Annotated in this window: 9 protein-coding genes; all 9 read right to left on the reverse strand. The window is 46.3% G+C overall.

The window, feature by feature from the left end:
* Nucleotides 1–26: 26 nt before the first annotated feature.
* The 9 genes from BBG47_RS04970 to fabD all read right to left on the reverse strand — a co-directional run bounded on the left by BBG47_RS04970 (nt 27) and on the right by fabD (nt 25,019).
* Entirely contained in the window at nt 27–7,631 is a 7,605-nt protein-coding gene (locus BBG47_RS04970; protein ID WP_175400483.1) for a type I polyketide synthase, read from the reverse strand.
* An 89-nt stretch (nt 7,632–7,720) separates the two neighbouring features.
* Entirely contained in the window at nt 7,721–13,006 is a 5,286-nt protein-coding gene (locus BBG47_RS04975) for an SDR family NAD(P)-dependent oxidoreductase (RefSeq protein WP_065290797.1), read from the reverse strand.
* 46 nt (nt 13,007–13,052) lie between these two features.
* Nucleotides 13,053–14,495 carry a type I polyketide synthase gene (locus BBG47_RS04980; protein ID WP_065290798.1) on the reverse strand — a complete coding sequence of 481 codons (1,443 nt, stop codon included), beginning with the start codon at nt 14,493–14,495 and terminating at the stop codon, nt 13,053–13,055.
* 2 nt (nt 14,496–14,497) lie between these two features.
* Entirely contained in the window at nt 14,498–19,126 is a 4,629-nt protein-coding gene (locus tag BBG47_RS04985) for a beta-ketoacyl synthase N-terminal-like domain-containing protein (RefSeq protein WP_175400484.1), read from the reverse strand.
* 16 nt (nt 19,127–19,142) lie between these two features.
* Nucleotides 19,143–19,937, reverse strand: a complete 795-nt coding sequence (locus tag BBG47_RS04990; RefSeq protein WP_175400485.1) for an enoyl-CoA hydratase-related protein — start codon at nt 19,935–19,937, stop codon at nt 19,143–19,145.
* A gap of 2 nt (nt 19,938–19,939) precedes the next feature.
* A complete protein-coding gene (locus BBG47_RS04995; protein ID WP_065290801.1) occupies nt 19,940–21,172 on the reverse strand; it encodes a hydroxymethylglutaryl-CoA synthase family protein in 1,233 nt (410 codons plus the stop codon).
* On the reverse strand, nt 21,169–22,437 hold the full coding sequence (locus BBG47_RS05000) for a beta-ketoacyl synthase N-terminal-like domain-containing protein (protein ID WP_065290802.1): 1,269 nt from the start codon (nt 22,435–22,437) through the stop codon (nt 21,169–21,171). Before BBG47_RS05000 ends, BBG47_RS04995 begins: the two co-directional genes overlap by 4 nt.
* Before the next feature lie 5 nt (nt 22,438–22,442).
* Nucleotides 22,443–22,682, reverse strand: coding sequence for an acyl carrier protein (locus BBG47_RS05005; RefSeq protein WP_065290803.1), 240 nt, complete (start codon nt 22,680–22,682; stop codon nt 22,443–22,445).
* Nucleotides 22,683–22,706: 24 nt separating this feature from the next.
* Nucleotides 22,707–25,019, reverse strand: a complete 2,313-nt coding sequence (fabD, locus tag BBG47_RS05010; protein WP_065290804.1) for an ACP S-malonyltransferase — start codon at nt 25,017–25,019, stop codon at nt 22,707–22,709.
* Nucleotides 25,020–25,033 lie beyond the last annotated feature (14 nt).

The following is a 25,033-nucleotide window of genomic DNA, read 5'->3' on the forward strand; positions in this document are numbered from 1 at the left end:
TTTCGCCGCTCCTTTCTAACTGCCGGCTAGATGACAACACTTTTTTCTTCCAGCCGTTCTGTATCGGAGTTTTCACCAGACTCGTCGATGATTTGCAAAAATAAAGGCAGCTCGCATGTATTCTCTTTCGCTTCGACCGATCTGAAATGCCCGTCTGTCTGTATTTCAGCCTCGATCCAGTAGCGTCCCTTATTGAAACTCGCTTTCGGAAGCGGGGAGCGTACGCAAATGCCCTCGTTATTCCATGAACTTAGTATGACATGGGCATTAGTACCCCCGAATCCAAAGGAACTAATTCCAGCCATTCGGACACCATGCGGTGGCATCCACTCCTTCGCTTCGGTAACGGGATAGAATGGAGAACTACTAAACTGGAACCTTGGATTCGGCGTAGAACAATGAAGCGTTGGCGGAAGATGCCCGTTGTGGATCGCCAAAGCCGTTTTGATGAAGCTGGCAATTCCCGCAGCGCTTAATAAATGACCCATATTGGTTTTGACGCTGCCAACACCGCAATATTGCAAGGCATTCGTATATTTACGAAAGGTATTGGTTAAAGCACGCAGCTCAATTGGATCGCCAATCATCGTTCCTGTGCCGTGTGTTTCTATATAAGTAATGGATTCCGGTGATACTCCAGCCACATCAAGAGCCTTTTCGATAACTTCCATTTGCGCTTCCGGATTAGGTGTCGTTATTCCCATTGTATGTCCGTCATTATTAACTGCCGTAGCTTCAATAACGGCATAGATTCTGTCGCCGTCTGATACGGCTTGCCGGAGTGGCTTCAACAAAACTGCGCCGCAGCCCTCCCCAGGCACAAATCCGTTCGCTCCCTCATCAAAAGTGCGGCATCTTCCATCCGGAGACAGCGCCCTGCCTTGACTCAACATGAGATAAGGTTGCTCGTCCAACAATATATCGACTCCCCCGGCCAAAGCCATCTCCGATTCCCCGGCCAACAGACTTTGACATGCCAAATGAAGACTAACTAGTGAAGAGGAACAGGCCGAATCCACAACAACGTTCGGACCCTTGAAATTAAAAAAGTGAGACACATGACCAGCAATGAAGTTTTGACCGCTTCCTGTAACTGTATCGGCCAGCGGCTCCTTAATCCTTCCGCAATATGAACTCATTCTGGCTCCTGCATATACACCGACGTTGCGGCCGGATAGTTCTTGCTGCAGATAGCCTGCATCTCTGAGCGCTTGATCGCAAACCTCTAAAAACTTCCTGATTCCAGGATCGATTTGGGCTGCAAGCTCCTCGCGAATTTTAAAATAGCGAGGATCGAAGCTCTCAATATCCTGCAAAAATCCTCCCCATTTGCTGATACTCTTACCGCTACGCACATCCTTGGAGTACAATTTTGCCGTATCCCATCGTTCCTTCGGAACCTCGGTTATACAGTCGGCACCCTCAATTAGTCGCTGCCAAAATGTTTCCAGGTCAGGTGATTGGGGAAACTGACACGCCATGCCAATCACTGCAATTTTGTGTCCAGTGCTGTCTTCCTTTTGACTTTCATTGCTCTTTTCCATTGACAGCTTAAGTGGTGCTTTTCCCTCTTGTACCAACTCGTTTCTTCTGGCAAAACCGTTCCTCGCATTCTGTACGGCAAGCTGCTCGCTTAGCGCTGCAATCGTTGGATATTCCAATATTAACGATGGTTCAAGCTTTCCGCCGACGAGCATCTCCGCTTTCTTAACCAATTCGGACAACAAAATTGAATCTACTCCATATTCGCTAAAATGAACATCATCATCGATCTGCTCTTCTTCCAAATTCAATTCTGCTGCGAACAGTCGTTTAAGTTTCCCTTTTATGTCCGATTCCGGCTCGCTCCTAACAATGCAATCGCTCCGCTCTTTTCGTTTCTCTTGCGTTGAGCTATCATGTACAGCATTGCTAGCCGTCGTATTTGTCAAAGACGTAGAAATCCGTAACAAGGACGCTTGATCGAATTGTCGCTGTACCGTACACGGCAAGAGCAGGGAATAAGCTTCTCTATTTCTCAGCGCCCATTCAAACAGGCGAAGACCTTCTGCAGTAGAAAGGGAATTGAACCCCATCTGTGTATAAGCAGGTGTACGTACTTCCCCCATCCCCGTTTCCTTCCAACTAGGCCATGCCAGCGAAAGATAATAGGTATTTCCCCGCTTATGCTGGTATTCAGCAAAATAGTCCATAAAGGCATTCGCATTGGCATAATCGCTGGATGCCGCTGCTAAGGTAGGAACCGTCCCGGCAACCGAGGAGAATAATACGAAAAATTGCAAGGGACATGAGCTCAAAATTTCATGAAGAAGCTGCAAGCCGTCAATTTTCGGTTCGAACACCTTCTGCATGTCGCCCGCCTGTTTATGAACGAAAGCTACATTCGTATCATCGCGTGCTCCGGCACAATGAACCACGCCGGCAATCTCCCCGAAGCTGCTCCGAATCCCATCAAAAAACGAGCGCAATCCGGTTTTGTCTGTAAGCGATCCGCAATAGTAACGGATCGAGGCCCCCTTACCCTCCAACTCTAAGATCAGTCTGATGGACTCACGTTCTCGGATTCCGACATTATCGGATTGCTGCATTAGCATTTCCCACTCGCTTCGATCTGGAAGATAACTCTTTCCCATGATAACGAGCTTAGTTACGCCTAATTTGACAAAATGTCGTGCCAACTCAGCTCCGATGCCTCTAGTTCCACCCGTAATGACATAAACCTGATCGGAAGAGAATTCCAACTTTTCTCCTGTGTCCGCTTTACCCACTTCCATCATTTCTGGGTAATATCGTTCTCCGTCTCGATAGCAAATCTCACTTACGTTGTCCTCCACTTTCAACTCACGCCGAATAAGTTCCAGCATTGCATTCCCATTGATCGGATAACGATCGAGGTCGATCGTTTTACTTGTTAATTTTCGATATTCCGAGCTTAACATCTTAACGATTCCAGCAAAGTTAGCTCCGGCTAACGTATGTCGAGTCGAAGCAAATGCCTGCAAATTTTGCGTAAATTGCAGAACCTGGGCTCCTGCACTCATTGATCGTTTAACAAACCATTGCAACAAGGAGATTTTTCCCCAGTTAATCGCTGGAACGTGACGCTTAGTTCGGTAAAGATCAGACATATCTACAAATGAAGAAAAGACATGTCCTGCAGACTCTAATTTCTCCATAATTTGTAAGGCATGACTTTCTTCCTGCAGATTAGCTGAGAACCGATCATTGCCAATCTCACTGTATATATTTCCATCCGACACCAGAACAACTTCTGTCCTTTTCGCTATCCATTCTGCTAGTTTTTCGGTATCTTTGTTGGCTATAATCAGAATTGGTGACAGCAGAGGACTTTCTTCGATACTCTCTACCCGGCATCGTTTCCACACTTTGCTTAATAAGAGCCGATCCCTCTTCTCTGTATCGGAACTCTGCGCTTTCTCAGATGATTTCCGGGGTAAAATCCAATGGGACTGGCGCATAAAAGGATACGTTGGCAACGATACTTTGGCTGGGCTGATCTCACCATAAAAATTCTTCCAATCTATCTCTGCCCCCGCTGCCCATTGTTCTGCCAAAAGGCGAGGATCCTCAGTTTCAAGTTGGGAGAAGTGATTCCGGGTTGCTGAAGCTGCTGAAGCATGCCCTGCCTTGCTTTGCTTCCCTCTGTATATGCCCGTTACCGCTCCTCCAATTATGAATTGCTGCAATTTATGACACAGATCCTCTACGGAGGAAACAACGAACGCGACCCTCTCCTCCATTGGAACCCTGCCAACCTGCAGTGTGTACGCAAGAGAAGCAAGGGATGGAATCGCATTTTTCTCTTTTTCCCGCTCCTGTGGGGAGATTTCACGAGAAAGGGAACCATTGGATGTATTCTGCTCAACTATTCGCTTAGACAATTGGGCAACAGAAGGGTATCCATCCAACTGCATATGATTCAAATTCAATTGATACTTCTCATTAATTTTTTCCATAAGTCGTAACAAATGAATAGGCTCAGCTCCCAGATGATCAATTCCCTCGTCTGCCCCGATGTAAGCTCTGTCCATGTCAAGCGTGGTGGCGCACATCGTCAACAGTTCCTCCTGAATGCGGTCCATCACTATGCATTTGTCTGATAACGGACTGAATAAGCCGTTAAGATGTATTTGCAATTGCTCTGCATAGTCCTTGAGCCGCTCTTCATCTTTTGCTGACAGCACGACAATCTGCTCTTGAGCAACCGATTGCATAGGAACGATCGAAGATTTAACATGCTCCTCCAATACTAAATGAGCATTAACGCCGCCAAATCCGAAAGAACTGATGCCTGCTCGGCGTGGCACATGGTTTCCATCCTGGTCTGTTGCGGATATCCAATCCTTGTTCTTCGCTACGATATAGAACGGAGAACCACCAAGCTCAATATAAGGGTTCAATTTTTGAAAATGAATATTTCCTGGAAGCTTGCCGTGCTTCATCGCCATCATTACCTTTACAACACTGGCAATTCCGGCCGCCGGTTCCAAATGTCCAATGCTTGTTTTTACTGAACCCAATCCACATGCGGTGTTCCCTGGGTAGACTTTCCGCCAACGTTCATAAAGATGCTTGAACGCCAGTTTCAATCCTTCAATCTCAACAGGATCTCCGAGCTTGGTTCCCGTGCCATGAGTTTCGATATAGGACACTGTGCTTGGATCAATGCCCGATTGTATCCAAGCTCTCTCAATGACCTCCGCTTGCGCTGCAGGATTGGGCGCTGTCAAGGAATGGGCACTTCCCCCATGATTGACGTCAATTCCTCTAATAACAGCATAGATCTGATCTCCGTCCGCCACCGCCCGATCCAATGGTTTCAAGAGAATCGCCGCTGCACCCTCACTGCGTGCATATCCGTTTGCTCCTTCGTCGAAGGTTCTGCATCTCCCCGTTCCAGAGAGCATCCCCGCTTTGCTCAAAGAAACATATAATTCCGGATCAAGCAGCAAATTTACCCCGCCAGCGATCGCCATGTCGCACTCATCGTGGCGGATCGCATCGACTGCCCGCTTTATCGCCACCAGCGAACTGGAGCAGGCCGTATCAATCGGTTCGCTGGGTCCTCGCCAATCCAGGAGATAGGATATGCGATTCGCCAAAATCGAATGTGCCGTCCCAGTAGCAGAATGGGAAACTGTCTCGATTCCCGATTTTTTGATCAAATCATGATAGTCGCTTCCGGAAACGCCAACAAACAGCCCGGTTCGCGAGCCGGATAATCGATCAGCCCGATAACCAGCATCCTCAATGGTCTTCCACACCGTTTCTAAAAAGAGACGCTGCTGTGGATCCATCCATGCCGCTTCGCGCGGTGAAATGCGAAAAAATAAAGAATCGAATTTATCCTCATCCTCGATAAATCCGCCCCATTTGATATTCGTTTTATTGGATTCCGTTAAAGGATCGCCATAATAAGCTTCCCAATCCCATCTACGGTTCGGCACTTCTTCGATGCAATCAATTCCTTTGATCAAGTTGTTCCAAAAAACTTCCGTATTTTCCGCATGAGGAAATACGCCACTTACTCCGATGATGGCAATCGGCTTTGATTTTTCATTCTTACTAGCATCGTTCGTATCGTTCGGGTCACTAGTTTTTTCCGCTGATTCAGACTCGCAGTCTTTCTGAATATGCGGAAATGGCATGAGAATCTGCTGATAATCCGTTGATTTGTTCATCGACTGCTGAACATTTTCCCCATAGTGGGCAACAACGTAATCGGAGACAAGACGAATCGTTGTGTACTCGTACAAGAAAGATGGCATTAATTGCAGTTTGAACTCAGCATTCAACGAATTGATTAGCCGCATGAGTGAATTGGAATCAAAGCCGTAATGCCCGAACTCCGCATCAGGATCGAGAGAATCTGAACGAATTTTCACAATTTTCCCTGCCATATCGGTAATGGTTTGATGCACATATTCTGACATGCCATTCACGTCGACGCTTCCCGTTATGAACGATGCCGTTTGTTGGGGCAGCTCGATTCTTTGTCTTATCGCTTGCGCATCCCCGTGCATGACCGCCAATTGTGAGCTAGGTGCCTGCAATCCGAGCAGAAACGACTGCCACCCGCACTCGGACGGCATGGGACGAAATCCCATCGCATTTGTAAACCATTGCTCTGCCTCGGGATTCATCCTCATGCCTCCATGCTGCCAGTACGGCCATTGTATGGCTAAAGTTTTGCCACTTCGTTCTCCCTTCCGTTCCATTGTATGACGGTATTCCGCATAAAAATCCATGAACGAATTAGCGAAAGCGTAATCTGTCTGACCGGAATTCCCGAGAACGGAGGCTAAAGATGAAAACATGACGAAGAAATCCAGCGTCTCGTTTCTTGTCACCTCATCAAGAAAAATCGTTCCATAGACTTTTGGATGGATGACTTGCTCCGCCTGCTTTCTGTCTTTGTTGATCAACGCGCAATCCCGTACAACACCGGCTGCATGAATGATTCCATTGATAGCTCCGAAGCGTTCCTTCATGTTCGTAATTAGGCGTTCGACTTCTGACCTGCATCCAACATCTGCCATCCAATATTCTACTCTGCACCCCAACTTGGCAATCTCTTGAATCTGCTCCCGCTGCTCCTGCTGCAACTTCGAACGCCCCGTCAATAGGAGCTGGCGTACCCCTTGCTGGGCAAAGTAACGTGCCATCATAAGCCCTAAACCACCCGCGCCTCCGGTGATTAAATATATCCCGTCTGATTTTATAGAGCATGTTGTAGAGGTCTCTACATCTAGAAGCGCATATTCAAGTCTTTTTCTTGTATAGCGCACTCCTTGCGCATACAAAAGTTCCCTCACATCTGGTAAGCTTCGTCCAAGTTCACTTAATAGACAACGAGCAGCAAGATCAACATTTTGAGACGTAAACCCAGCTATCACACAGGAAAATCGATGTTGTTCCATAGTTAGGCTTCTTGCAAATCCGGCAATAGCTGAAAATTCAGGGTGAGACGTCATCAAATCCCCCGGATAAGCGTAGGCCATGTTCAAGCTATGCTCAGGAAATGATGTGTACCATTGTCGGCAAAGGGAAAACACTGAATAAAATCCGGTTTCCAAGTCTGCTTGGTATCCATCACTACAACGTATGCTGCTACCAAAAGATAATAAATGCAGCACATTCCCAGGACGGAAACCGCTAAGACTCAATTGTTCGAACAATCGTGTAAAATCATGCTCCCGTTCGATATTCATTTCATAATGTTTGTCGTCAATCCGATTAAAATCGTTATGCCGAATCACGATAAACACCCTTGCATTCCCGGATCCTGCATCAACCATATGGCGGACTATCAAACCATCCTCCAGTTGATTGCAAAAAACAAGCAAATCTCCTTGCAGCCCTGCAACTGTATTCTCTGGAGATTCCCCGTCTTTGATCCAATCCCAGTAATAGAACAAGGTCTCGTTCTTTCCCGATTGATTTGCGGAATGCATAGGCGACTTTTGGGAAATGCAACTGTCTTCGCGCACTACTTCGGATGGAATCGTACCCGGATTTGATTGGGGAATCCAATATCGCCCGCGTTCGAAAGGATAGGTAGGCAGTGAAATGCGTTTTGCCTCTCCGTTCCACAATAGAGCCCAATCCACTTCCGCTCCCATCACCCATAGGCGCGCTAATGTGTCCAACCGCTTGTCTTGGATAGCAGTGTGAATAAATCCCTCTCCCTCTTTTCCTTTTAAAAAAGGGTCTGCCAGTTCTCGTGACCGCCTTGCATTTCCCGCATAAATGTCTTCTTCTTCGCGCTTCCCCGAATAAATGCCTGCAGCTTGTCCCGCAAATGTCTTATGTCAGAAACAACTACGGCTAGTCGTTCCTCCATTGCCTCCCGACCAGTCTGCAGTGTAAATGCAATATCCCGTATACAAGGAACCGCATGAGCATCATCATTCTGTGTACGAAGAACAGCTCCAGACACAATCACATGCTGATCAGACTCGTGCAAATAAGGTTCTGGCAAGCCGAAGGCATAAGCCGCGCCAAACCCAACATCCATCAATAAATCCTTCCACCGTGCGACAGTTAGCAAAGGAGAATGATCAATTCTACCCTCCTCTTCTTCGTACAGCCACCAACCGTCTGTAAGGCCGAAAGATAATGTGGCATAATCCAATCTTCTGGTCACTTCATTTACAATGAACAAGCCGCTCGGCTTCAGCAATGACTTAGCATGCTTAAGCGTCCTCCCCATATTTCTTGTTGCATGAAGCGCATTGGTTGCAAAAACAATGTCCATACTGTTCAAGTCGAAACCTTGATATTCAGGCGATTTCTCAATGTTTAATACTTGATACTCTACATAAGGGAGCCCCAAGGAATGATAGGTTCTCTTTCCATATTGGGTAAAACCCGCTGAAACATCCGTGTAAAAATAATGGACATGCTCCTTAACCCGAGCAAGCGATTCCATTACATGCCTGCTGGTTCCCCCAGTGCCGGCACCGATTTCCAATATCCGGATTTTGGTATCCGGGCATTTGCGAAGCATTTCCTCCACATATTGGAGCACACATATGGCTACCAGCCTATTGTAATAATCCGTAATCGCGTTTCCTCGATAAACAGGTTCAACCTTCTCCATAGAGCTATTCGGAAATAGAATATCCGTATACTTCTCCTTTCCCGAAATAACCTGAGGAAAAGCACCTATGCAATCATGTGCCAAACGAGCCCATGACTCAAGCTCCGGATACCGGCTGCAAAAGCTTGGCAAGTAGGAATAGTGTCCATTTTCCCGAAATGAATGAACGTTCCAATCTGTAACTGCATGAGTAGCCGTAAATAACTGCTCTTCCTTCTGCAGGAATCCTCCTTGCGTCAAAAGTTCAAGCATACCGACAATCAACTTGCGGTACCCGGGCAAAGCACCCAGTACGTTATAAACTCGATCTGCGTGCGCCTGTTCACCTTCCACTGTAAACAGGCCCTTCAGTTGAAGTTGGCTCAGTAAATGAAGCCTAACTTCGGCGATAAGCTCAGCCCGTCCTTCCACGAAATGCTTCATTGCTGTGGCAGAAAGGCCACGTGCGCCAGATGGATCGTCCTTGATTTTGTTGAATACGGATCTCAACCATTGCGACTGTTCTGAACCGTCCATTGCTGTCTTCGAATTGGATTCCTCTATGACAGAATCTAAGTAACGCAGCCATGTGCCAGCATATTGCTGCAACCGATCCTGATTTCGTGCAGAAAAAACGGCCAACTGCTCCCTGTCATTCGCAACGTCCGTTGGCATAGCGACGCTCGCCGCATACTCCTCTAAAATGATATGTACATTGACGCCCCCTGCTCCAAACGAGCTGACGGCCGCTCTTCTAGGTTCGGGATAATTCTCTCCTTCATTTCCAAAAATACTCGATTTCCACTCTGCTGCTTCTTTTTGAACATAAAATGGCGTGTCTTCAAATTCAATATTCGGATTTCCTTGCTGTGCATGCAGCGAAGGAACTAGATACCGATGCTTCATTTGCAGCAATACCTTTGTTATTCCGGCAATGCCCGCCGCAGATTCCAAATGGCCAATGTTCGATTTAACAGAGCCAATGGAACAGAATTGCCTTTCATCAGTAAATGATCGAAACGCCTTTGTTAATCCAGAAATTTCAATCGGATCGCCTAACGCCGTCCCTGTTCCGTGTGCCTCAATGTAGCCGAGCGTTCTAGGATCAATGCCGGCCTTCCTGATCGCATCTGTGACTAAAGCAGCTTGAGCGTTCGGATTCGGTACTGTATACCCGTTCGTTCGACCGCCATGATTTATCGAGCTGGATTTAATAACCGCATAAATATGATCGCCGTCCCTAATCGCTTGGCTTAACGGTTTCAGCAGAATCGCCCCTACCCCTTCGCCGGGAACAAACCCACTCCCTCCGAGTCCAAAGCTGCGGCATTTTCCGTCTGTGCTCAACATGCGAAGCTGACACATGGTTGCATATTTAGAGGGATGCAAATAGATATTGACTCCACCTGCTACAGCCATTCGGCATTCCCTTTTCTTTAAGCTTTCACAGGCTAAATGAACTGCCGTCAGCGATGAAGAACAAGCTGTATCCACTGGCATGCTAGGCCCGCAGAAGTTGAATACATAGGAGACGCGATTGGCTATCGACCATGGCATTGCATTCGGGATGACCACTTCTCCATCCTCATTCACTGCTTGACCCAGCATATTGTAAGAGCTTGTAGTCGTACCTACAAAAACGCCAATATCCGGACTACTCTCATGACGAATATATTCCATTAGCCGCTCTTTTGTATAACCGGCATCTTCAAACAATGCCCACACGGTCTCCAGAAACATTCGTTCCTGAGGATCCATGGTTTCAGCTTCCTTCGGCGAAATATTAAAAAATAGAGGATCGAATCGATCAATGTCATCGATAAATCCTCCCCATTTGCAATATATTTTCCCTAATCTCGCCATTTCAGGATTCGGATCGTATATACCAGAACAATCCCACCGCTCGGGAGGTATTTCTGTAATGCAGTCCCTACCTTCCTTCAGGTTCCTCCAGAATTCATCCAAGTTTTTGGCTTGAGGATAACGGCCAACAACCCCGATAATGGCAATCTGGTCTTCAGAATCGGAAGGATTCATGGAGACAGTCTGCGGGATGTCGACATCCCGAGGTATGCTTGGCATTTTCATTCCTTGAGAGTATTCCCCTTGCCGGTGCTGCCGAGCTTGATCCATGTCAGCCATATTCAATACTTCCAGCAATCGTTGACGATAAGAGGCTAACAAATAATTGGCTACCTCACGAATATTGCGATATTCGAAGAGAAGCGTTTTGGGCAGCGCAACAAATTCCTCCTCCATTACTGCATTAAAGCGATTGATGATGATTGAATCTATGCCGTAATCTTCGAAGGTAATCTGAGCTTCGACCCTTTCAGGGGCAAGTCCAATCTCTTCAGCAATAATGGCAGCCAACCATTGCTCCACCTTATTCAGCAAATCTTCCCGAGATTCCATGCAGGTTTCCTTTACCGGTTTAGGTGGCTCCTGTATCCCGCAATTGACATCACTATTTGTGCTGGAATACTCACCACCCCTAGCGTCGGGGATTATTTTCCTTTGCACATAAGTATTCGTCTGGGTCTTGGTACCGTACAGCACCATCAGTTGCCCCTTATTTTGCAGCAGACCAGCGGACAGTGCCTCAATTCCTTTATCACTTGGCAAAGGATAAATGCCCCCTTGCTCGATAAGACTCGTCCTTTCCAGAGCAGATATCTGCATGCCGCCATCTTCCCATAACGGCCAGTTTACCGAAACGGTATTGCCGAAGCGTTTTCCTTCTTGTACCATTTCTTGCCGCCAAACAGCAAAATGATCCAGGAAACTGTTGGCATAAGCATAATCGGATTGTCCTACCTTTCCGAATACGGATGCGGTAGAGGAAAACAGTGCAAAAAATTGCAAAGGCTCGTCAATAAGCACGCGATCCAAGTGAATCGCGCCATTTAATTTAGGTGACAGCACATCCAAGAAATCCTCTTCCGATTTGTGTAAAATAAATCCGTTTCGGTAAATTCCAGCCGCATGAAAAACACCGTCTATTCGACCGAAACGGCGTTTAGCATTTGTTACTCCCTCATTAACCTGTTTATAATCGGACATATCCGCACGGAGGTAGAAAACTTCCGAACCCGCTTCTTCAAGTGCCCGAATGATATTCATCCGCTTGTCATCCAGCTCTGAGCGCCCGATAAGAATGAGCTTCGCCCGAAACTTCTCCGCCAAAAAACGCGATATAATAATGCCTAGGCCACCAAGACCACCGCTGATCAAATAGACCCCATGTTCTCTGTATGGAAGCCCAGAATTGGACGCATCTATTTCTCGATAACGCTTCACCAATCTCTGCTGTAAGGCGAACTTAATCTCCAACTCAGCGTAATCCCCTACCAACTCATTGCGAATTAGTCTAGAAGCCTCTGCTGCCGTGGATGTCGGATCAATTCCAACCGAACTATAACGATAATGAGGGTTCTCTTGATGTATTGTCCTACAAAAAGCTCCCACTGCCGCGTGCAGGGGAGCGTTGTTTTTGTTATTCATATATACATACAACAAACGAATACCGTGTCTCTGTCCGTGCTGCATCAATGCCTTGCTGAACGCAAAAACGGAACTGCCTCCCCACGCTATTCGTGGCTTACCATCCTCCATATCATCATGCGACGATTCCATAAAGACCGCCTGATTAGGGAAGATGCCTTTATCATTAAGCATAAGCAGCAGTTGACTGCAATGATCGAAATTGCCGGGAACCAGCTTATATTCTTCATCCCCTACACATTGAAAGCCGTCGCCAGCCTTGACAAGAATGCATCTATTCCCGGTGCCCAGCAAATTCGCCAACTCTGTTGCCAAAGGAGTGCCGACATGGAAAACAATCGCGGTATTTCCTTCGGTCGGCTTCTGCCCTTCACATGATTTCAAATCCGCTGGAACCCAATTCGGAACATAAAATAAAGCTGCTGTCGAATTAGCCGATTCCTCCGATTCATGCAGGCCAAGCGGAACCTGTACCGGAGTTGCGACAGGAACTTTTTCTCTGGCAAAAGCATAAACCGGGAGTGGAATTTTGCGGAATCCGGCGTTCGCATACAAGCGCGGCCAATCCAGATCACGGCCTTCGATATACAGTCGCCCAAGCTTCATAAGGGGCAACTCGCCTGCACCTTCTTTCGTCCATGGAACGATGTGTCCCGGCGCCCGTCCTGTGCTGACCATTTGTTGAAGCTTGGTCTTCAAATCCTCGGTATCGCTTGCAGCCAATATACAGCGCTCAGCAAAATGCTCTCTTCCAACCGCCAACGTATAGGCGATATCCCCGATGCTCGCCTGTTCTTCATTTCTGCCCAGCCAATCTAGCAAATCTGAAAGTCTCCGGTTTAACGCGTCTTTCGTTCGTGCCGAAAGAGGAATAAGATATAATTCCTTCTCCTGCGCCATGACTGATGCCTCCCTACATAATTTCGCAAAATCTCCTACCTGCTGTTTATTCGTTGCACCACTCCTGTATCACCATATGACAATTTGTTCCGCTTAAACCGAAGGAGCTCAAGGCGGCAGTTCTCCGTTCTTCTCCCGCAGTGTTCCATTGCCTTTTCTCTGTATTTACGAAGAAAGGGCTTTCTTTAAGATTCAGATGTTCATTCTCTCGATTAAAATGCAATGATGGTACGAGCGTCTTGTACTTCATACACAGCAATACTTTAATCAATCCGGCAATTCCTGCTGCTGCCAGCGTGTGCCCAATATTCGTTTTTACTGAGCCTATGGCACAATATTGACGCTTAACCGTATATTTTCTAAATGCTTCTGTTAAAGCCGATACCTCGATTGGATCTCCCAGTTTTGTCCCTGTGCCGTGAGCCTCTACATAGGTAATGACAGCCGGATCGATGCCGTACATATCATATACGTACGTTTCCAAATTACATTGAGCCTGCCTGCTTGGCGCAGTTAACCCATTCGTTTTGCCATCCTGATTAATGCCGGAACCTTTAATAACGCCGTATATATAATCACCATCATGCACAGCCTTTTCCATTGGCTTCAGGACGACGGCGCATACTGCCTCTCCTGGAACAAACCCATCTGCAGAATCATCGAACGTTTTGCACTTCCCGTCTTTGGCCAGCATACCACCTTGACTAGTCATAATATGAATTTCAGGAGATGCGAGAATGTTAACTCCTCCTGCCAAAGCCATTTCGCTCTCCCCACTGCGAAGGCTTTGGCAAGCTTGATGCACGGCAACTAGCGAGGAGGAGCAGGCCGTATCAATAGCCATGCACGGACCGGTCAAATTGAAGCAATAAGAAACTCTTCCCGGCAAATAGGCACATCCCATGCCTGTCAGCATATTAGAATCAAGTTCCTTACCGCTAGCCTTTAAATTGAGTTCATATCCGTTCGGCAATACTCCCACAAATACGCCAAATCGCTTACTTGATAGCGTAGAAGGAGGATAACCCGCATCTTCCAGAGCCCTCCAGGACTCTTCGAGAAACAATTTATGCTGTGGATCCATCCATTCAGCTTCCTTCGGAGCGATCTTGAAAAATAAAGGATCAAAGTGCTCGATATCTGATAATAATCCGGCCCATTTAGAATATGACTTATTCGGAGCGGAAGACGGATGATAATACTTTTCCATATTCCATCGGTAATTTGGAATTTCCGTTATGCTGTCTGTGCCTGCTGCAAGGTTATCCCATAATTGAACGATATTCTCTGCCCCGGCAAATCGCCCACTTATACCGATTACCGCTATATCGGTCGAACGGATTTCTGAAAGCTGACGTTTTTTTCCTTTTGCATTTTCGACAGCAGCAGCTTCGAAAGAGGAGTACAGAAGCTGGTATCCTTCCTCAGGTGTGATTTGTCCCATCCGGATCTTCTCCAGAATAACCTTTTTATTGTGCCGAGCGTCCATATTCAATCCCCCGTCAGCTTCAATATTTCATCCACATCTATATGTCCTTTACTTAATTGCCGCAGCAAATACATAGCCTCTTCAGGTTTCACTGGCGAAGATTCGAACTGTGTCGGTGAAGCGACACGGGCAGGTTCTTGTTCCCGTAAAAATTGCTTTTTGCCGTTATTAACGCCGATTCGAAGCTGCGACACTATCAATGCCGCCAATTCGTTAATTGTCGTAAAATCATATATGGAAACTGTTTCAAGATTCAATTCATAATGTATATTAATGTCCCGAATAAATTCAACGCCACCGATCGAATCGACCCCCATTGAACGTAAATCCTGATCCATCCGAATATTGGAAGAAGGCATCATCAAAATGCGGCTCAATAAATGTACTAGGTTATTCTTTATCTCATTAAGCCCGTCGGAATTTTCATCCGTGCCGATGCACCCTTTCTGAGTAGAATTGAGAATCGGCGAGCAGCTAGCCGCATTGTTTTTTGACGGACTGCGCAATTGAATCTTTGGACGAACTCCTTCTTCGAGCAACTCTTCCTTCCCTGCATTCCCTCTTCTCTCGGATTCAAGCCTATTATGTGGCTGGATGGATGCCAGTTCCTTGTGGCATTCGCGCTCTACGTAATTGATTAACGATCCGACCAGTGGATGATCATAAATGGTGACTGCCTCTAATCGAATGTTGAACGCTTTATTGATATCCCTGATGATTTCGACGCTTGCAATAGAATCCACGCCCAATTCTTTAAGCGTATCCTCTGGAGTAACCTCATCTGCAGGTAAATGAAGTGTTCTGCATATCGTGCTGATAACGGTGCGCGCAACATGTTCCCGTTCCTCCCGCAGTAACTCTTGAGGAATGCCTATCGGTTTACTCGAGTCTGACGAAGCAGAATGATTCGGCAGAGATTCTGCACGATGATTATCCGATTTGCTGAAATAATATTGAATGCGATCTTTAACATCTTGGACTTCTGGATGACTAAATACAACTCCATGCATCTTCACTTCGCGATCGATAATCGGCAACAACTCGGTTAATGAGCGTCCCGCCAATTCTTCTTTCAGGGTCCGAACTGCTTGCATAGGTTTTGAAGCTATCGTTCGTGCCAGCCTAACAGCTTCCGGGAGCACTTCTCGTTGATCCTTGAAAATTATGGGGCAGCCGCGCTGCTTCAACTCTTCGCCGCGATACTCACCGGCAGTTAGCATCATCTCGGTCGCCAACACTGTACCAAGCTTCTCCCGAAGAATATAGGTAGAACCAAGACCTGGTGTAAAACCATAGTTCACATAGTTCGCCGTGTAGACTCCTTCATTAGCCATAATAATCAAATCTCCGTAGAGGCCAAGCGTTAGTCCACCACCGATCGCGTGTCCCTGAATAGCTGAAATAACAGGCACTGGACAAGACAACGCGCTTTTGTATACGACTGATAATTTTGTGAATTCATTCACACGATTAGCAATATCAGTCAGTTGCCCCTGTGTGCCCCCCATCGAAAATACATTTTCATAACCGGTCAAAATCACAACCTTGATTCCTTTATCTTCCCGAACGGCGTCAAAAGCTTCGGCTAAACCCGTTAAAAGCTCTTCGGAGAACATATTTCTATGTAGTTTGTCCTGCATCACAATCAGCGCAATATGGGTATCAACTTTCTGCAACGAAACAGTCTTGTCAGACATTCCCATGTTATACTCCTCATCATTCGAATTTCGAACCTGACGAAAGCTCTTGTCTGTATTCAATGCGTTCATAGACTCCGACCCGTTGGATATTTGACTCCGACTTCCCGCAGCACTTTCATCAATCCTGAATCTGGTACGCTCATAAACAGTGGTTGGCAGCGGCAGTTTATCGTACTGCCCTTCCTCGGCAATCATTCGCCAATCAATGGACTTGCCCTCCAGCCATAAAGTAAGCAGCAGATCAGTGAAATCCTGCTGCAAGTCCACAGTCTGCAATGTATGACGGAATGAGCCAGAAGGCAAAAATTCCGAGCTCCCCAGCAAGATCATATCGTGTCCTTCTAAATCAAACGATTGCTGCACCCCTGTCAGCTTGGTTAACCACTCATGAGAGTTGGCAATGTCCAAGAATGGATTTCCACAGTTCTTCAGTAGATTGAAGTTTCCTGTTGTTAGGGTTTCAACCTTTGCCCGCAGCAATGCGTTAAGCAATTCTTTCTCTTTGGATTCCGGGGCACAGATTAGATAAACGACCTGTTGCTTGTCAAAAATGCCATCCGCAAGCAGCTCCGTAATCTCACTATACGAAGATTGACGAATCGATTCCCGTTCCGTCAAATCCCATTTACGGTTAAGATGGCGGAAGCAATCCAGCAAAACTACAAATAAAAGGCTGTCGTTTGTCGTGTCACGTTCCTCTGCGCCGGTTCTAATATAGTCATGAAGAATCGCCGTAATGTCTAATCCGACAGCATCCTCGATTACCTGGCCCCACTCGCGCCACACTTTTTTAAAAGTAAACTGTTTATCAAGCAGCATTGCTGCCTGCTGCGCATAATATTGCAATGTTGCAGAATCAGGATATTCCAGATTCATCAGCAACTTCATGTATTCTTCATCTATCGTAAACGGTTTCCTTAATTTTTTCGCTTCATGGTCATAGAATGGGAGTTTGGGACGTTTCAGTTGAATGCCACCGACCGCTTTTATGCCGTACAACATGCTTACAACATCGGTTAACGACACAATCCCCGACAGCGCAAGTGCTACCCATACCCCTTCTCTTTCGCCGGCAGACACACTAATTGTGCAGCCTAATTCGTCAAGAGTCGATGCCAATACATATCCTACGGCAAATTGGTATAATTTCAGGTGCTTCACCGGCCACTTTTTTTGGAGAAATCCCGTTTTTATTCTGGACTGTCCCAATACCTCCTCCGCCTCCGCCAATACCGTCATTACCTTTTCTTTTGCCGACGGACACAACTCCGCAAAAAGATCAAATTCACTGTATCCCTGAATAGTTACTGTACCCGCGTATAGTCCAATCGGATTATGCTGGCTTGATGCTTCGACGATGACAGGTGAAGATAAGTAGGCCTCTATGTCACTGCATGATCTAACCTGGACTCCGCATCGGAACGGGAGCGATGATCGCCCGCCAAGAAGTGTTAAGCAAATGTCGCGCACATGCAGAAGGTTGAATGAATCTGTCTGAACAAAAGCCTTCCATTTTGCGATCAAGCCCTCTAAGCTTTGTTTCGATTTTGCAGAAAGAGTAAACAGACCTGACCATTCCTTGCTATTTGACTTTCTCTTTCTTTCTTCATACGCTTCGACAATAATATGAGAGTTCACTCCACCAAAGCCAAATGAACTAATTCCAGCTCTTAACGGTAGAGACGCCCCGCCTGCTGTCCAATCTATAGTTCGCTCCGGAATGAAAAAGGGAGATCCGCTCATGCGAATTAAAGGATTTATTGTTTTCAAATTGATATGGGGCGGAATTTGTCGGTGCTGCATCATCATTAAAATTTTGATAATACCGGCAATTCCTGCAGCTGCTTCAAGGTGTCCTATATTGGTTTTAACCGAAGCTATCCCACAAAATTCTTTCTTATCTGTCCATGATCGGAAAGCCTGTGTCAATGCCTCCATTTCGATCGGATCGCCGAGTGACGTACCCGTACCATGCGCTTCCATGTATGTAACAGTTGACGGATCTACGTTAGCTTCACGTAAAGCTGATTCTATAACTTCTCTTTGTGCCCGAACTTGCGGCGCTGTTATCGATAAAGCTGTACCTCCGTGATTGACGCTCGATCCCTTGATAACACCATATATATGACTGCCGCATTGTATGGCCCGATCAAAACGTTGAAGCAGGATGACTCCCACTCCGTCCCCGGGAACATAACCGTTGGCATCAAGGTCGAATGTCTTGCATTGCCCGTTAGGACTCAGCATTCTGGATTGAGAGAAAGCAATATATTTTGCTGGATGGAGATTTGCGTTTACGCCGCCGACAATCGCATAATCGCAATCCCCCGACAGCAAGGATCGCTTCGCTTCATGAATAGCGACAAGTGAAGACGCACATGCCACATTTATCGTGTGGCTTGGGCCGTTCAAGTCAAACGCGTACGATAATCGATTCGCCGCGATAGCTTCATAATTGCCTAAGCAAGCGTATGGCTCAATCCCTTCAGATCGTTGAAAGGTTTCGTGGCGATAATCGGTCGTCATTATCCCGACATATACGCCAGTCTTCTTCTGTTGAAGCTCATGAAGAGGAATCCCTGAGTCTTCTATGCATCGCCATGCTTCTTCAAGCAGAAGCCTTTGCTGTGGATCCATGTTGCGGGCTTCACGGGGTGAGATGTTAAAAAACGAATTATCGAAGTCAAATATATCGTCGACAACACCGCACCATTTGCTCACGGTCTTGTTGGGAACATCGATATCAGTTGAATAAACATCGCTGATATTCCAGCGATCAGATGGAACCTCTTGTATACTGTTCACACCGCGAACCAAATTGCTCCAATATTCATCCTTATTGCGAGCGGAAGGGAACCTGCATGACATTCCGATTACAGCAATTTGCCGTTTTGCTTGCTGCGCATGCTTAACGGAGGATACTGTTTTCATCTCATCACCCTTTTTATTAATGATCGTGCTTTTCCCACGGAAATCGATCATGCCGCACATAATTGTAAAGTGCCTGCATAACGTTGTCCTGCTGCAATAGGCCACTAGTAGCAGCAATGGCTGTTCGTTCCATTGAATCCGATATCAACCACATCTTCCTAAAGTATTCTTTTGCGTTCTTAATCGATCCTTCATCCATTTTTACAACTCTTTGGGACAATTTATGGATGTATTCCTCCGGCCGTTCCGTTACTTCATCCACCAAGCCCCAGCCGTATGCTTGTTCGGCACTGACTGGCAGCGTTGACAAAGTCATTGTGTATGCGCGCTGGTAGCCGATTCTCCTTATCAAATAAGGGATAACCATGGATGGCAAAAGTCCCCATAATAATTCCGACAAATTAAACTTGGCGCGAGAAGTAGCCAGCACGAAGTCGCATGCCGCAGCAACGCCGACGCCGCCCGCCATAACCACACCATCAATAAACGCTACCACAATTTTGGGACTGGCAGAAATCCGTTTTAGTAAATGCATGAACAACTCGCAGAACTCTTTTCCCGCATCCGTGCCCGCTCCCGACTCGTCCACGATCGATTTCAAATCCATTCCGGTACAAAAAACCCCTTCATGTCCTTCGATGAGGATAATCCGACAACTTGGATCTTGCTCCGCATCATCCATCATTGAATGCAATTCATGGAGTACTGTTGCATTCAGACTATTGTTTTGCAAGGGTCGATCCAAAGTTACCTTAAGCCAACCTGCTAATGAACGTAAAGAAATGGTTGTGTAGGATTTTCCTTTTTCCATGCTCAGCTCCATCTATACTCTCTGTGGTACTCATTAATTTCGTGAAGAACCAAAAGTCCGCTTCCCTTATAAAAATGACTGTAAATTGTATTAAAATCATCAAAAGCAACGCGATGGTTTCTCGTTCCAAATGGAATCTCCTTGTTTAGAAGCAATAAAGGCTCATACTCGTCTATTGATAATTTATGCCTTTTCGATAAAAGCTGCTCGATATTCATCTCCATCAACTTTTGCTTGGAACCTGATCCTACAAGCCCGCTGAAAAATTCGGACGAGCAGCCCGAACCGTAAGAGAACAACCCTATCCGCTTCTCTTCATGGATTGCCGTGTATTCGATTAAGCTGCATAATGACAAATACAAGCTTGCTGAATAGACATTGCCAACCTTTGAGCAATAAGTTAGGGAAGGCATAACGCGCGTTTGGAAATCACACTCGATTTCCTCAGAAGTCGCGCGGTACAGTTCTCTCATTAATTTCCGATGGGCTCCTTTAACCATCCCTCCGAATGGCGAATGAAACGCCAAGCTATCGAAGGTAGTCAGAAAATCAACTTCCTCCACTTTAGCTTCATAATCTCGAAAACATTGTTCAAAGCAGTCCAAGTAAGACAGGAGCGAAAGATCCGAATCTCCGGTTTCCATATCCGGCAGCGGTCTGCACGTATCCATGACTTCGAAGCTATAATATCCTGAAGCTCCTAAATCCAGCTCCATGATGTCCGGCCGATCGCTAATGAGCATCGCTACTGCTCCGACACCTTGCGATGCTTCAAAATAATCCATATCTTCCGACATCTTCGCCATATCCGTCGCAATGACTAACGCTTTTCTTCCTGGCAAACAGCTAGCCACAATATAGCTAGCCGCCATTTGCAGCGCGGCTGTTCCGCCATAACAGGCTTGCTTGAGTTCGAATACCCGACAATTACGGCTTAACGACAAATAGTCGTGTACATATGTACTTATGGATTTGCCAAAATCGATTCCGGATTCGGTAGTCGTAATTAGTAAATCGATGCTTTCCTTTTCTTTATCTGACAGCCGATCCACTAATGGTTTGGCGGCATTCACTGCATTTGTAACGGGATCTTCGCAGGGGATTGCAACAGACTTCACATCTAACATCAGATTGTCGTAACGCCCCGAATCCAGTCCCCTCTTTTCGAAAATAGAGCGGACATCTATGCAGGCTGACCCTCCAAAAAAGTTGATTGCCTCGATTCCGACTTTCATTGCTCCCGCCTCTTTCCAAAAATAATACTCGTGTTAATTCCACCAAACCCAAACGAATTACTCATAACGGTATCCAGCTTCGCTGTTGCAGAAGCTTCGACGCAGAATCGAAAACCGGACTCGATTGGGCTGCTCAAGTTCAAAGTCGGATGAACAAAGTTTTCGTTCATTTGAATTACTGTCGCGATTGCCTCCACAACACCAGAACTGAATAAACAATGACCTGTTAGCGACTTGGTAGCATTAAGCCATATGTCAGATACACGATCCCCAAAGGTAGTTCGTATCGCCGACAGTTCCGTTGCATCTCCAAGCGGAGACGATGTTCCGTGCGTATTAATGTAATCAATGTCGTACAGCGAAACACCTGCTCGCTTTATTGCCTGTTCCATGACCTGTGCTTCCCCCTCGACGCTAGGGTTTGACAGACGATTGCCATCCAAATGAAAAGCCCCTCCTAGAATATAGCCATAGATAGGGGCATTGCGTGATATAGCAGACTCCAAGCTCTCCACGATAAGTGCCGCCGAAGCTTGGCCGTAAATAAATCCCTCATGCTCGGAGTCGAATGGCCGGCAAGCAAGATTCGGCGTACTTCGAAATGTCCTTCCACCTAACGCTCCAATATTGAAAAAGGCTCTCATCTCCATAGGAGATAGATCCGCGAACGGAGCCGCGATTAGGCATGCATCCACTTCTCCCGATTTAACGAGCTGGCAGCCTTTAATAATCGCAGCATTACCGCTCGCGGAAGCCGCTCCTAATGAAAATCCCTCACCGTAGATTTGGAATATTTCACTCAATACACCAACATAATTCGTATCCATGAACCGTAATGCATACGTCGGTGATATATAATCGGGTTCTCTTTGATACAAGTCATACAACGAATAAGGAATCTGCTGAGTAAGATTACTGCCCGCTACAATCAGTCCTCTACGGAGAGGATCATTCTGTGATGCATGAAGCTGCGCACCATACCATGCTTCTATAGAGCTGAGAACGACCGTCTGCATGGCAAGCGGGGTTCTTCTTACGGCAAGTTTGACCCGTTGAATCATATCTTGCGGCAAACAAGATTCATATTTATCGAAATGAGCATGAAAATCGAAATTTCGAATCATTGCTCCGATACTGGAAAAATCCATAATCTCATCCATAAAATCAATACCGCATTTACCTTCAAATAACCCGGCTCTAAAGTCGTCCGCTTGATGACCGATAGAGCTTACAACCCCCATCCCGGTGATTACGATCTGCTTCATTCAGTTTAATTGCCTTCCTGGAAGATACGCACCAAATCTCCAATATTCGATGCTTTGCCGAAATTGACCATAGGGATTTTAACACCCAAGGATTGCATGACAGACACCAGGATTTCCATTCGGTCCACGGAATTCGCTCCTAGTTCCCGCAGCGAGTCTTCCAGAGTAATTTGTTCCCCGGCTAATTCAGGTAACACTTCGCGGATATGCTCCACAATAATTTGAAATATCGACTCTCGTGTCAACCATAACCCCTCCTCATTCCATCGTTACAGAACATTTGTTAATTGATTGAATCGGGACTGCAGCAACTGTGCTGTCTCCTTCATCATCATATGGCCGATCTCATCGACATGGCGATTCCGCCAATTCTCTAACGAAGTTCCCTTGACCCATTGGTTGAAGGAACCTAGCGCAGGACCGCAATGTACCTGGTAATCAACCTTCATCTCCTCTATCCCTTGCAGTGCCAATCGTGTGGAATATGCAAAGTACCACTTAAAAACCATGGCCATTTTATACTTAGGATTTCGCTCTGCCCTTTCAATCTCTTGTGGAGGATAATACTGCTTGCAATCGTTATAAGCTTGATCGAAAGACCTTTTGAAATACTTTTCTTGAATTTGATTCCTTGTTTTATCGTCAATATCATCCAAAGATGAATACTTTTGATACAAGTCGTACAACTTATTCGCTCGGGCTGGAAAAAGCACACCCCGCTTCAGCACTTGCACCTTCGCGCCTATCTCGAACATGTCCCCGGCTGGAGCATAATCCGTATCCTGAACGTTAATACTGCTCAGCAGTTCCTTAACAGAGGAACTAGTCTTCGCTTCTACCGTGCATTGATTAATGGAACCCGTCAAGATAAAGTCCGCTCCTAAGATAAAAGCTGCGGCTGCGGCTTCCGGTGTACCGATTCCTCCTGCTGCACCAACCCTGACTTTTTTTCGGTATTGAAACTTATCCATCATCCGATCTCTAAGTTTGATAATTGCAGGCATCAGCGCATAGGCGACTCCTTGATCGGTATGTCCACCGGAATCCGCTTCCACGCATATATCATCCGCCATCGGCAGCATGCTTACTTTCTCTGCTTGCTCCGGACTGATCTTACCTTCCTGAAGCAGCTTTCTGACGATTCGCTCAGGAGCCGGACTAAGAAACGCTTCGGCAACCTCCGGCCTAGATATTTTGGCTATTATTTTGCTGCTGCTGACCAGTTCTCCCGTGGGGGCATAATAAAATCCGCGTGCTTTGAATAATACCAAAGCCGGCGTGATGCTCATAAAAGCTGATGCATCAATTGTCTTTACGCCGCAATTCATGTATAGTCTGCATACCTCTTCTTCTGCATCCGGGTTCGCCGGATTATGCAGCAAATTTACCCCATATGATTGCCCTTCTGTTAATTCGCTTTGGATTTGCCGGATTGCGGCCTCGATTTCCGTTAGCGTCATCCCGCCTGTACCGAGAAAACCCATCATTCCGGACTTGCCCATTTTTATGACCATTTCAGGAGAAGCGATCCCTTTATACATGGCTCCGGACAAATACGCATATTTCAATTTATAGTCTTGCTTGAATTCGCTGCTCCCTAACATTTCTGCCGTTATTCGGTGAGTTTGTGGCAACGCAGCATAAGAAGGCTTGGATCCCCGCTCCCATTCGCTCGGTTGAACGGTAACAGTTTCTGCTGAGAATGATTTCCCGATCTCCTCCGCTGTATATGCAGTCTTTTCTTCCTCACGAATTTTTCCGATTAACTTCGTGAGCACATTTCCCGGTCCAACTTCCGTAAATTCAGTTTCTCCAAGCCTCATAAGATATCGAATACTGTCATTCCATCTTACCGAAGCCGTAATTTGCTCGGCTAGATTCGTTTTGATTTCACCCTGTCCATACGGTTTTGCAGTCAGATTGGATATGACGGGAATTCGTATCTGACCAAACTCGAAAGATTCCATATAGCGCTTGAATTGCTCTTTTGCTCCATTCATATAGCTGGTGTGGAATGCTCCACTAACCTTTAACCGAATGCACATTTTGGCACGCGCTTCAAATAGCGGGAGCGCACGCTCTATCTCGTCCTGCGGTCCTCCTACGACGATTTGGGAATCAGCATTATAATTCGATATTTCAATGGAATACAGACGGTTCTCCTTGATTACCGCTTCGACTTGATCAGCATTGAGCCCGATTACGGCAAGCATGCCTCCACCGGAAACCTGGCTCATAAGCTCGCCTCTTTTCTTAACTAGACGAAGACCTGTAGCAAAATCAATGGCCCCAGAAGCAAAGAGTGCGTTGTATTCCCCTAAACTATGTCCTGCCAAATAACGAGGTTCTTGTTCCGACTCTTGCAACCGACAGAGATAGCTTAATGCGTTTACTGTATATAAAGCTGGCTGCGTAAATTGTGTTTGTCCTAATTGCCGGTCAGGATCCTCTAAACATAACGTTCGAATGGAATAACCCAATATATCGTCTGTGCAGGAAGTAATGTCAGGAAACTGGTCAAAAAGATCTTTACCCATCCCTATATGTTGAGAACCTTGACCTGGAAATAAATAAACCGCCATTATACCCCACCTTT

The sequence above is a fragment of the Paenibacillus sp. KS1 genome (assembly GCF_001680695.1).
GTDB lineage: Bacteria > Bacillota > Bacilli > Paenibacillales > Paenibacillaceae > Paenibacillus_B > Paenibacillus_B suaedae.

Bases quoted from the DNA above. Each gene is read 5' to 3' on its own strand.
- BBG47_RS04975 (WP_065290797.1), bottom strand. From the start codon at position 13,006: ATGGCGCAGGAGAAGGAATTATATCTTATTCCTCTTTCGGCACGAACG.
- BBG47_RS04980 (WP_065290798.1), bottom strand. From the start codon at position 14,495: ATGGACGCTCGGCACAATAAAAAGGTTATTCTGGAGAAGATCCGGATG.
- BBG47_RS04985 (WP_175400484.1), bottom strand. From the start codon at position 19,126: ATGAAAACAGTATCCTCCGTTAAGCATGCGCAGCAAGCAAAACGGCAA.
- BBG47_RS04990 (WP_175400485.1), bottom strand. From the start codon at position 19,937: ATGGAAAAAGGAAAATCCTACACAACCATTTCTTTACGTTCATTAGCA.
- BBG47_RS04995 (WP_065290801.1), bottom strand. From the start codon at position 21,172: ATGAAAGTCGGAATCGAGGCAATCAACTTTTTTGGAGGGTCAGCCTGC.
- BBG47_RS05000 (WP_065290802.1), bottom strand. From the start codon at position 22,437: ATGAAGCAGATCGTAATCACCGGGATGGGGGTTGTAAGCTCTATCGGT.
- fabD (WP_065290804.1), bottom strand. From the start codon at position 25,019: ATGGCGGTTTATTTATTTCCAGGTCAAGGTTCTCAACATATAGGGATG.